Genomic DNA, 11,515 nt, shown 5'->3' with positions numbered 1-11,515 from the left:
GCTATGAACCGGCGCCGCCAGGCGATCACCATCAAGCATGTTGCGGCGGATGCGGGAGTGTCGCTGCAGACGGTCAGTCGCGTGATCAACAAGGAGCCCAATGTCCGGCCCGAAATGATCAAGCGTGTTCAGGCATCGATCGACAAGCTGGGCTATGTTCCCTCGATCGCGGCGCAGCGCATGGCCGGATCGCGATCCTATCTGATCCTGGCGATCAACGACCGCGAACGGACGATCGCAGACTGGCGCGACCGGCAGGGAACCGACTGGGTCGATCAGATGATGCTGGGGGGCATGATCAAATGCGCGGAACATGGCTATCGCCTGCTGGTCGAACTCGTCGACACGCATAGCGACCATATCGAACGCGAGCTTGCCGCAGCGCTCGGCGCGTTGCGCCCGGATGGCGTGATCCTGACGCCGCCGCATTCCGAAAATGCCGAAATCCTCGAACTGCTGCAGACGCGACAGATCAGCGTGGCGCGGATCGGGTCGCTTCGCGAAGGCTACGGCTTTGCGCTGACGATGGATGACGAACGCGCCGCGCGCATGGCGACCGAGCATCTGATCGAACTCGGCCACGAACGGATCGGCTTTATCGCCGGACCCTCGGCATATGAATTGAGCGGCTGGCGCGTCGCTGGCTGGCGCACCGCGATGGCGGCGGCGGGGTTCGACATGACCGACCTGCTGGCGACAGGCGATTTCAGCTACGAATCCGGTTTGATCGCTGCCGAGGCATTGCTGGCAGGTGACGTGCCGCCAACCGCCATCATAGCCAGCAACGATCGCATGACGCTGGCGGTTCTGGAAGCCGCACGGGGCCGCAACGTCGAGGTGCCCAGCGACCTTTCCGTCATCAGTTTCGACGATACGCCGATCACGCGCTTTACCCACCCGCCGTTGACGGCGGTCGTACAGCCCATTGCCGAAGTCACCGCCCAGGCAGTATCGCTGATCATCGACGAACAGGCACAGCGTGACCCGCCGCGCAACGCGATCGTCGTCCCCGCAACGCTGGCCGTGCGATCATCGACGGCCCCGCCTGGCGGCAACTAGCCGGTGATCCACTACCCGTGAACCCATAAATGGGATTCCCAAGGCGGCGTCGATCAGATTCAGGATGGCGGCATGAGCCGCTATGATTTGACCGGGTGGCGCGTGATTGCGCCATTGCTGCCGAACAAGCCGAGGGGCGTGCCGCGTGTCGATGACCGGCGCGTACTCAATGGCGGGCTCACGACCAAGATCCACGCGGTCGTCGACGCCCAAGGCCCTCCCGTTCCGGCTCAGCCTGACGGCGGGTCAGGCGCACGACGCACCCGCTGCCCTGACGCTGCTCGACCGGCTCGAACCGCGCACCATCGTGCTTGGCGACGAGGCTTACGATGGCAACCCCATCCGCGACCTCATCGAGAGCCAGGGCGTGGTGCCCAACATCCCGGCCAAGTCCAACCGCAAAGGGCGGCCCTGCTTCTAGAAAACACTCTACCGCGAGCGGAACCAGGTCGAACGCTTCTTCAGCAAACTGAAACACTTCCGACGCATCGCCACCCGCTGCGACAAGCTCGCCGACAACTTCCTCGCCATGGTCAAGCTCGCATCAGTGCGAATCTGGCTGCGCGCTTATGAGTCTACGGCCTAACCCGTGATTCTCCTGAACTGAATTGCGTGCTGGCTCATTCGTCATCTTTTTCGGCCTGCCAGCCGTTCGTTTACCCATCCCGTTCTTTTTAAGTGTCGCCGCGGGTAACGCTTCTGTCGGTTCGAAACAGCCCCTTCGCCTACAGGCTCTGTATCAAGGCTTAAGGGATACGTAGTGACTGACCTGTTATTCAGCAGGCGGATTGGCTTACCACCGCCGAAGGTCACATTCGTATCCTAAGCGATGGATACTAGAAAATGGTGGACGCACTTGGGCTCGAACCAAGGACCCGCTGATTAAGAGTCAGCTGCTCTACCAACTGAGCTATGCGTCCATCCGGGTGAAATCGGCGGCTCCGATGGCCGTCGTTTCGTTTGGAAGCGCGCGGTTAGCACCGGGGTTTGAGGTTGGCAACCGCCTTTTGCCCTAAAAACCTACCAGCGCTGCACTTTGCGGCTTTCGCGATCGATGGCGAATAGGATGCCGAGTGCAAACATGACCGTCATCATCGACGAGCCGCCGTGGCTGATGAGGGGGAGGGGGATGCCGGTGACCGGGGCCAAGCCCATGACCATGAGCAGGTTGATCGCGACGTAGAAGAAGATCGTGGCCGAGATCGCGGCGGCGGTCAGGCGTTCGAATTTGGTCTTGGCGCGCATCGCGACGCCGATGCCCCATACGCATAGCGCTACGAATGCAACGATCAGCGCGACGCCGCCGACCAGGCCAAATTCCTCGGCGACCAGCGCGAATACGAAATCGGTGTGACCTTCGGGCAGATAATTCAGATGAACCTGGGTGCCGTTGAGGAACCCTTTTCCGAACAATCCGCCCGATCCGATCGCGATCTTCGACTGGGTGATGTGATAGCCTGCGCCCAGGGGGTCTGCTTCGGGGTCGAGGAAGATCAGCACGCGTTTCTGCTGATATTCCTGCATACCGTAATTGATCATCAACGGGATCGCGACGGCGGCGGCCAGCCCGCCCGCGACGAACAGGCGCAAGGGCACGCCTGCCAGGAACATCAATGTCGCGCCGCCGGCAATTATCATGACCGCGGTGCCGAGATCGGGCTGGATGAGCACCAGGCCGGCGGGCACCATGATCAGCACGCCCGCAGGCCAGATCGCGCTGAATTTACGCGTCTCGCCCGCAGGCAGCATTTCGTAGAATCGGGCGATGGAGAGCACCATGGCGAGCTTCATCAACTCCGATGGCTGGAGCCGCATGAAACCCAGATCGAGCCAGCTTTGCGCGCCGCCTGCGGTGTGGCCGATGATTTCGGTCAGGACGATGAGGACGAGCGTCACCGCATAGGCCGGGAAGGTGGCCTGACGATACCAATCGATCGGAATGCGCGACATGACCATCGCCACGCAGAAGAAGAAGCCGAACCGGATGCTGTGGCTGAATGCCCAGGGCGTCATGCTGCCGCCTGCAGCCGAATAGAGCATCAACGCGCCGAACCCGCCCAGCGCAAGGACGAGGGTCAGTGCCCCCCATGGCAGGCGCATGACGGGGGCGGGGACGATCGAAAGCGCGGTCATTCCGGAATTGCGACGGGTGGTGCGGCAGGGTTGGGGGAGGGAGCCGCACCCGGAGACACGTCAGGCGTCGGTCCGGCGGGCAACGCGATCCCGGCGGCCTCGGCCTGTTTCCGGGCGAGGAACACCGCTTCCTCCATCGCCATGCGTTCCGCAATCGTGCCTCCCCATTCCTTTTCCATCGGTGCGAGCACGTCCATCGCCTTGTTCCGGTCGTACAGGAACGTCATGCAATCGCGCGCAACGGGTGCCGCGGCGCCCGATCCGGACATGCCGTGTTCGATGACGACGGCGATCGCATAACGTGGGGCATCGACGGGCGCGAAGCCGACGAACAGGCCGTGGTCGCGGTATTTCCATGGCACGTTGCGTCCGCCGCGCGCCATGCCCGACAGGCGGCGGACCTGCGCGGTCCCCGTCTTTCCGCCCATGCGGATATCGGGGAAGGGGAGTTTGGAGCGGACCGCAGTCCCCGCCCCGTTGACGACTTCGTCCATACCGGCGCGCACCACCGCAAGATGTTCTGGCGGAAAGGCGAGCGCGGCAGCGGCCCCGACCTGGCCTGCGATCATATGCGGGATCAGCGCTTTGCCTGACGCGATACGCGCGGTGGACAGCGCGAGCTGAAACGGGCTGGCGAGGAAATAGCCCTGGCCGATCGCGGTGTTGAGCGTGTCCGCTTGGGTCCAGGCCTGATCGAAGCGGCGCATCTTCCATGCCGTATCGGGCACGGTGCCGTAACGCTGCGACGGCATCGGGATGTCGTAATCGGCACCAAAGCCCAGTTTGCGTGCGGCGTCGGCCAGTCGTTCGATCCCGATTTCGCGACCCAGCGCGTAGAAATAGGTATTGCACGAGCGCGCGATCGCGGTGTGCATCGTCATCGGCCCATGCCGCCCCAGACAACCGAAGCGGCGATTGCCGAGCGTATAGCCGCCGGGGCAGTTGATGACGCGGGTGGGATCGATGCCCGCGGCCTGAATGGCCATCGCATTGGTCGGTTTCAGCGTCGATCCGGGGGGATAGAGCCCCTGCAACGCTTTGTTGGTCAGCGGCAGGTGATCGTTTTCCTGCAACATCGCATATTCGTTGCTGCTGATACCCATCGAAAAGGAATTGGGATCGTAGGACGGCATCGAGGCGAGCGCGACGATGCCGCCGGTCAGGCAGTCGATGACGACCACCGATCCCGATTCATTGCCAAGCCGACGCGCGGCATATTCCTGCAACCCCGCGTCGATCGTCAGTTTGACGGTGCCGCCCTGCTGGTCGGGGCGGGTATCGAGTTCGCGGACCAGCCGCCCGCGCGCGGTGACCTCCACCCGTTTGGCACCGGGGACGCCCTGCAACTTGTCCTCAAGCACCTTTTCGATGCCGTCCTTGCCGAGTTTGAATCCCGGCGTGTTCATCAGTGGGTTTTTGGTTTCCAGATATTGCTCGCGGGTGGCGGACCCGACATAGCCCACCAGATGGCCGACCGCGGCACCGGCGGGATAATAGCGCGCGAATCCACGCGTCGGCGACACGCCGGGCAGTTCGGGCAAGCGGACGCTGACCGCGGCGAAACGTTCCCAGTTCAGGTTTTCGGCGACGGGGACGGGGCGGAATCCCGATGCCCCTTCCAGATCCTTCATGATCCGTTCGATATCGTCAGGCGTAAGCGCGAGCAGATCGCGCAACTGGCCGACGACCCGTTCCTTATCCTCGATCCGGTCGGGGATCAGATCGACGCGGAAATCGGTGCGGTTGCTGGCGATCGGCGCGCCATTGCGATCGACGATCCAGCCGCGGCGGGGCGGGATGAGCGTGATGTTGACCCGATTGCTGTCGGCGAGCAGCGCATAGCGTTCATTCTCGGCGATCGACAGCCAGCCCATGCGTCCGGCCAGCACCAGCCCGAGCGCGGCCTGTCCGCCGCCGACCAGCATGGCGCGGCGCGAAAAGCTGAAACTCTGGGCCGCTTCGCTGACGATGCGTGCGGGCCCGCTCATTCCGCGACCCGCGGATCCCAGCGCGCGACCAGCAAGGCAATCAGGGGGTAAAAGGCCATCGCAATCAAAATCTGTACCAAAAGCACGGTGTCGACATGTGCGGTAAAGCCGGTCGCGACCAGCCGTCCCGCCACCAGCACGAATGCGACGCCCCCTGCCGCAATCGCGAAGTCATGCCAGAAACTCCGCCATACCAGCCGCGCGTCGATGATGTCGATGGCCAGATAGGCGATCGTCCACAATAACATGGCACTGCCCAGCGGCTGGCCCGAGACGAGATCGTCGAACAGGCCCAGCGGGACCGCTGCCCAGGTGCGAAAGACGTCGGGCCGCCGCATCCGCCACGCGATCAGCAGCATCAGGCCGAAAGGGGGGAGGAAGGGGACGGTGGCGACGATCGGAATCAGCGTGATCAGCGAGCCCAGCATCACCGTGACGGGAGCAAGCCAAACTTCGCGTCCAGGCGGTTCGGGTGCGCCGATTCGGGAAGCGTTGACCGGGGTCACGGAATATCCTGTCCCGGCGGAGGCTCGGCCAGCGCCGCGGGCTCTGGGGGCGGCTGAAACGCGGTCTGGACCAGCGCGAAATCATAGGCGTCGGGACTGGCCATCGGTCGCGCCAGGCTGGAATCGTCGGCATTGCGCATCACGCGCGCCACGGGAACGTTGGGCGGATAAAGGCCGCCGGTGCCCGAGGTGACGAACAGATCACCCGAATTGAGCGGTATGTTGGCGACGTTTGCCGAGCGGATGTCGATCAGCCCGTCGCCGCGCCCGATCGCGAGGGCGGGCAGCCCGTCCTGCGCCCGGCGTACTGGCACGATGCTTTCGGTATCGAGGATCAGCAGAACCCGCGCGGTGTTGGGACTGACCTCGACGATGCGGCCGATCAGGCCTTCGGGACCGCGCACCGGCTGGCCGACGCGGACTCCGTGGCGCGACCCGGCGTTCAGGGTGGCGAAACGCCGCGTGCTGGAGGCGGACGAATTGACGAGCCGCGCGGTGACCACACCCTCGACCGGCACGTCCTGAACCCGCAATAGCGCGCGCAGCCGGGCGTTTTCGCGGTTGATCGATTGCGCCTGGACCAGCACCGGGCGAGTCGCCTTCACCTCCGCGCGGAGCTGTGCGTTTTCGCCCATGACAAAGAAATAATGGCCGATTGCTTCCGGCACGTTGCCCACAGATCGGCGGACCCAATCGAGTGCGGACGAGATGGGCGTGGTGACTTCGCGAATTCCGCCGCGCAGATGCTGATAGGCGGGCGGGTTGACCGCCGACAGCGCAAGCAGGATGGCGCCCAGAAGCGCGCCTGCGCCGGCGATCACATAGCCCAGAAACAGGCTATATTGCGCCCGCCGCGAAAAGCCCGGACGCCGGTTGCGCTGCGGCGCCATCTTTACCCCAGCCTAACCGCGTCCGGAGGGAAGGGCCGCTGCTGACCTACCCCCCGAACGCGCCTTTCGAAATCAAACGGCGAGCAGCACGCCGCGATAGATCGGGTCTTCGAGCGCGCGACCGGTGCCGAGCGCGACACAGGTCAGCGGGTTTTCGGCGACCGTCACCGGAAGCCCGGTTTCGTCGCGTAGCACTTCGTCGAGCCCCTGGAGCAGCGCCCCGCCGCCGGTCAGGACGATGCCCTGATCGACGATATCGGCGGCGAGTTCGGGTGCGGTATTTTCGAGAGCAATCCGAACACCTTCGACGATGGTGTTCACAGGTTCTGCGAGCGCCTCGGCGATCTGGCCCTGGTTGATCTGAATTTCCTTGGGCACGCCGTTCACCAGATCGCGACCCTTGATGTAGATGGTCTGGCCGATACCGTCCGCAGGCGGCTTGGCGATGCCGACTTCCTGCTTGATGCGCTCGGCCGTGGCTTCGCCGATCAGCAGATTGTGGTTGCGGCGGACATAGCTGACGATCGCTTCGTCCATCTTGTCACCGCCGACGCGAACGCTGGTCGAATAGGCGAGACCGCGCAGGGAAAGCACCGCGACTTCGGTGGTGCCGCCACCGATATCGACGACCATGCTGCCGATCGGTTCGGTCACGGGCATGTCGGCACCGATTGCGGCGGCCATCGGTTCTTCGATCAGGAACACCTGGCTGGCACCTGCATTCGACGCGGCATCGCGAATCGCGCGGCGCTCAACCGACGTCGAGCCCGATGGCACGCAGATCACGATCTGGGGCCAGCGGATGAAGCGGCGCTGGCCGTGAACCTTTTGAATGAAATGCTTGATCATCTGTTCGGCGACGTCGATGTCGGCGATCACGCCGTCACGCAGCGGGCGGATCGCCTCGATCGACCCTGGCGTCTTGCCCATCATCAGCTTGGCGTCGTCACCGACCGCCTTTACCTTGCGCACGCCGTTCAGCGTTTCGACCGCGACCACCGATGGTTCGTTAAGAACGATGCCACGACCGCGTAGATAAACCACCGTGTTGGCGGTCCCCAGGTCGATGGCCATATCGTGGGACATGAACTTAAAGAAACGGGAAAACCACATTATCTGTTCCGTCGGTTGCCGGGCCTGAACGGCACCACGGCGAGGTCGCAATACTCCTTTGACCCGGCGGTCGCCGCCGAAGATTCCGGCACGGTAAGGCAGACGTTGCGGGTCGCGGAAGCCCGCCGATTGGGCTAGAGCGCACCTCATGTCAATACGTCGTCTCCCGTCGCATCTGGTCAATCGTATCGCTGCCGGTGAAGTGGTCGAAAGACCCGCCAGCGCGTTGAAGGAACTGGTCGAGAATGCGATCGACGCAGGCGCGGGGCGGATCGTCGTGCGTTTGACGAGCGGCGGCGTGGACGGGATCGAGGTGATCGACGATGGCTGCGGCATGTCTGCGGCCGACATGGCGTTGGCGCTGGAGCGGCATGCGACGTCGAAACTGCCGGATGACGCCATTGAGAATGTGACGACGATGGGATTTCGCGGCGAGGCATTGCCGTCGATCGCCAGCGTCGCGCGGTTGACGATCGAAAGCCGCGTGCGGGGCGGCGACGGCTGGCGGCGGGTGGTCGACAATGGTGATGTGGTCGAGGAAGGGCCTGCCGCGCTGCCGCCGGGGACGCGGGTGAAGGTCGAGGGGTTGTTCGCGCGAGTGCCGGCGCGGCGCAAGTTCCTGCGGACCGCGCGCAGCGAATATGCTGCGTGCGTCGATGTGGTGAAGCGCTTGGCGATGGCGCGCAGCGATGTGGGTTTCACGCTGGAACATGACGGGCGGCGGACGTTGCACGTTCAGCCGGAGGAAAGCGCGCCCGACCGGGTGGCGGGGCTGACCGACCGGGCGCTGGTCGAGAACAGCGTTGCGATCGATGCTGAGCGCAATGGCGTTAGGCTGGGCGGAATCGCAAGCCTGCCGACCTTCAATCGCGGGGTAGCGGACCACCAATATCTGTTCGTGAACGGGCGCCCGGTGAAGGACCGGCTGCTGATCGGCGCGGTGCGCGGTGCCTATGCCGAGATGCTGGCGCGCGACCGCCATGCGGTGGTCGCGCTGTTTTTGGACGTGCCGGCGAGCGAAGTCGATGTGAACGTGCATCCGGCCAAGACCGAAGTGCGATTCCGTGACCCCGCGATGGTGCGCGGGTTGATAGTCGGCGGCTTGCGGCGCGCGCTGGACGAGGCGGGCCATCGCAGCGTGCGGCGACCGAGCGACGCGGCGCTGGGGATGTGGCGAAGCGACTTAAGCCTCTCCCCTTCAGGGGAGGGGTTGGGGGTGGGGCCTCTCCACTCAGATGCTGCGTTTGCGGCAACGCCCCACCCCAACCCTTCCCCTGAAGAGGAGGGGCTTTATCGTTTCCGCGACTCCCGACCGACCTTCTTCTCGCAACCGCCGATGGCGCGCGCTGAAACCGCCGCCGAACCCGTCCCCTCGACCCTCCAGCACCCGTTGGGCGTCGCGCGCGGGCAGGTGGCGAAAACCTATATCGTCGCCGAGGCCGAGGACGGGCTGGTGCTGGTCGATCAGCACGCCGCGCACGAACGGCTGGTGCTGGAACGGATGCGCGCGGGTCTTGCAGGTGGACGGATCGCGGCCCAGGCGCTGCTGATCCCGCAAGTCATCGAGCTTGACGAAGTAGCGTGTGACCGGCTCGAAGCGCGCGCAGCCGAACTCGCCGAATTCGGCCTCGACCTCGAACGCTTCGGCCCGCGCGCGGTGCTGGTGCGCGCCACCCCGGCGCTGCTGCGCAGCGGCGACCCGACGGGTCTGGTCACCGACCTTGCCGACGAACTCGCCGCGTTCGACGAGGCATTGTCGCTGAAGGAACGCCTCGATCACGTCGCCTCGACGATGGCGTGCCACGGATCGGTCCGCGCCGGGCGGGTGCTGTCGGTCGCGGAAATGAACGCGCTGCTCCGCGAAATGGAAGTCACCCCGCATTCGGGCCAATGCAATCACGGTCGCCCGACATGGGTGAAGCTGGCGCATGGCGATATCGAGAAGCTGTTCGGGCGGAAGTAAGCGGCTACGATATGGAAATTACGACGCCTTTTGACCCTGCCACATTGCGCCATTACTCGGATGTTGCCCCGACCTATCGGGCAGGCGGACCGGGTGGTCAAAACCGGTTTCTCGAACATTTCCTGTCCAAATTGCCCGCTCGTTCACGGATCATCGATTTTAGGGTGCGGGGGTGGGATCGATACCGCTGCGTTTCTTGAACAAGGACACTCGGTGGAGGCGATTGATGCTTCGGACCGGATTGCAGTCGAAACGGGCCAAAGGCTCGGGATAAATGTTAGGGTCGAACGGTTTGACCAGCTTGAGGACGTCGAGGCCTATGACGCGGCGTGGGCGAGTGCCAGCCTGATCCATGTTCCGCGACCCGCCTTGCCAGATGTGCTTTCTCGAATTTTTCGCGCATTGAAACCCGGAGGACTCCACTGTGCGACATTCAAATCCGGCGGACGCGAGGGGCGGGATGCAGTCGGCAGATATTATAATTATCCTTCGGAGTCCGAGCTAATTTCGTTCTATCTCGCCGCCGCGCCTTGGCTTATCACCGATACTGAAAGCTACATCGGTGGTGGGTTCGACGGCGGACTGGGTCCTTGGCTCATGATTGAGGTCATGAAGCCGTTCTGAGTTTCGTTTTAAGCGTGTCATTCTTTGCCTCGCAACCATTCATCGCCCTGTGCATTCTATTCACCGAACAGACAGGTGAGACGATGGTTAAGCAGATTTTCCCGGTTATTCTGGCACTTATCCCGCTGGTGGCGGTGTGTGGGGCGGTTGCGGCTTGTCCGTAAACCCATTCGTCACCCCGGCCGTAGTGCCGGGGTCCACTTTGGGGCTTGGCTTGTCGTTCCCCAATTTTCGATGACGCTCGTGGATGAGTGGAACCCGGCACTTCGGCCGGGGTGACGTTTTAGGTAGAACGTTCGGAAACAAAAAAGGGCCGCTCCGGTATCTCCGGGGCGGCCCTTTCGTTTGTCTGGCGTCGGCGGTCGAGCGGCTTAGGCCTGCTCTTCCTCCGAACCTTCCGAAGCTTGCGGCGCGTCGTCCGAACCCGCATCGCCTTCGGCAGCAGCGAATTCGCCGGGCTCCAGGTTGGGGTCGCGGTCTTCGGTGAAGCCTGCCGTGTCCTGTTCGAACATCGCAGCCATCACGTCGACGCCCTGTTCCTGCATTTCTGCTTCTTCAGGCGAACGGGCGACGTTGACCTTGACGGTCACCGACACTTCGGGGTGCAACGCGACCTTCACGTCATAGACGCCGATCGACTTGATCGGCTTGTCCAGGACGACTTGGTTGCGTGCGATCTTGTGGCCCTGGGCTTCCAGTGCTTCGATCAGGTCGCGGACCGCGACCGAACCGTAGAGCTGGCCGGTGTTCGATGCCTGACGGATCAGGGTCACCGACGCGCCGTCGACCTTCTTTGCGTCCTGTTCGGCCACGCCACGCTTCGCGGCGTTGTCCGCCTCGATGCGTTCGCGATTGGCTTCGAAGACTTTCTTGTTGGCGGCGTTGGCGCGCAGCGCCTTCTTGTTCGGCAGCAGGAAGTTACGTGCGTAACCGTCCTTGACCGATACCACGTCGCCAATGGCGCCGAGCTTGTCGACGCGTTCCAGCAGGATGAGATCCATGGGTGCGCTCCTTACTTAACGATGTAGGGCAGCAGGCCCAGATGACGGGCGCGCTTGATGGCCTGGGCCAGTTCGCGCTGCTTCTTTGCGCTCACCGAAGTGATGCGCGACGGGACGATCTTGCCACGCTCGGAGACGAAGCCCTGAAGCAGACGTACGTCCTTGTAATCGATCCGGGGCGCGTCCTTCGCGGAGAAGGGGCAGCTCTTGCGGCGGCGGAAAAAGGGTCGTGCCATGT

At 63.6% G+C, this 11,515-nt stretch carries 10 protein-coding genes, 1 tRNA gene and 1 pseudogene; 4 read left to right on the top strand and 8 right to left on the bottom strand.

All coding sequences use genetic code 11. From position 1 onward, the window contains the following. The first annotated feature begins 3 nt into the window (after positions 1–3). A complete protein-coding gene (locus ENHY17A_RS12380; RefSeq protein WP_159713124.1) occupies positions 4–1,059 on the top strand; it encodes a LacI family DNA-binding transcriptional regulator in 1,056 nt (351 codons plus the stop codon). A gap of 72 nt (positions 1,060–1,131) precedes the next feature. Further along, positions 1,132–1,645, top strand: a pseudogene (locus ENHY17A_RS12375) (IS5 family transposase). Positions 1,646–1,903: 258 nt separating this feature from the next. On the opposite strand, the gene ENHY17A_RS12370 reads toward ENHY17A_RS12375, so the two are convergent. The 6 genes from ENHY17A_RS12370 to ENHY17A_RS12345 form a co-directional block, all read right to left on the bottom strand. Then, positions 1,904–1,979, bottom strand: a tRNA-Lys gene (locus tag ENHY17A_RS12370). Between the two features lie 100 nt (positions 1,980–2,079). Beyond that, complete coding sequence (rodA, locus tag ENHY17A_RS12365; RefSeq protein ID WP_159713122.1) at positions 2,080–3,192, bottom strand: rod shape-determining protein RodA; 1,113 nt, start codon at positions 3,190–3,192, stop codon at positions 2,080–2,082. Then, on the bottom strand, positions 3,189–5,180 hold the full coding sequence (mrdA, locus tag ENHY17A_RS12360; RefSeq protein ID WP_159713120.1) for a penicillin-binding protein 2: 1,992 nt from the start codon (positions 5,178–5,180) through the stop codon (positions 3,189–3,191). Before mrdA ends, rodA begins: the two co-directional genes overlap by 4 nt. After that, positions 5,177–5,686, bottom strand: a complete 510-nt coding sequence (gene mreD, locus ENHY17A_RS12355) for a rod shape-determining protein MreD (RefSeq protein ID WP_236547932.1) — start codon at positions 5,684–5,686, stop codon at positions 5,177–5,179. Before mreD ends, mrdA begins: the two co-directional genes overlap by 4 nt. Continuing rightward, the gene (mreC, locus tag ENHY17A_RS12350) at positions 5,683–6,576 is read right to left on the bottom strand and encodes a rod shape-determining protein MreC (protein WP_159713118.1); all 894 of its coding nucleotides are present in this window, start codon (positions 6,574–6,576) and stop codon (positions 5,683–5,685) included. The genes mreD and mreC overlap by 4 nt, the downstream gene beginning before the upstream one ends. A 72-nt stretch (positions 6,577–6,648) precedes the next feature. Further along, positions 6,649–7,689, bottom strand: coding sequence for a rod shape-determining protein (locus tag ENHY17A_RS12345; protein WP_159713116.1), 1,041 nt, complete (start codon positions 7,687–7,689; stop codon positions 6,649–6,651). A 148-nt stretch (positions 7,690–7,837) separates the two neighbouring features. Between ENHY17A_RS12345 and mutL the strand changes: the two genes are divergently transcribed. Both mutL and ENHY17A_RS12335 read left to right on the top strand, forming a co-directional pair. Beyond that, positions 7,838–9,652, top strand: a complete 1,815-nt coding sequence (gene mutL / locus ENHY17A_RS12340) for a DNA mismatch repair endonuclease MutL (RefSeq protein ID WP_159713114.1) — start codon at positions 7,838–7,840, stop codon at positions 9,650–9,652. 60 nt (positions 9,653–9,712) lie between these two features. Beyond that, on the top strand, positions 9,713–10,276 hold the full coding sequence (locus ENHY17A_RS12335; protein ID WP_268893997.1) for a class I SAM-dependent methyltransferase: 564 nt from the start codon (positions 9,713–9,715) through the stop codon (positions 10,274–10,276). A 371-nt stretch (positions 10,277–10,647) separates the two neighbouring features. On the opposite strand, the gene rplI is transcribed toward ENHY17A_RS12335, so the two are convergent. Continuing rightward, positions 10,648–11,277, bottom strand: a complete 630-nt coding sequence (gene rplI / locus ENHY17A_RS12330) for a 50S ribosomal protein L9 (protein ID WP_159713110.1) — start codon at positions 11,275–11,277, stop codon at positions 10,648–10,650. A gap of 11 nt (positions 11,278–11,288) precedes the next feature. Beyond that, positions 11,289–11,513: a 30S ribosomal protein S18 gene (gene rpsR, locus ENHY17A_RS12325; protein WP_010543816.1), complete on the bottom strand. Its 225-nt coding sequence runs from the start codon at positions 11,511–11,513 to the stop codon at positions 11,289–11,291. Positions 11,514–11,515: the final 2 nt, after the last annotated feature.

It is taken from the genome of Sphingomonas sp. AX6 (assembly GCF_902506605.1).
Lineage (GTDB): Bacteria > Pseudomonadota > Alphaproteobacteria > Sphingomonadales > Sphingomonadaceae > Sphingomonas.
The sequence above is the reverse complement of the archived record's forward strand: the minus strand, read 5'-3'. Positions and strand labels throughout refer to the sequence as shown.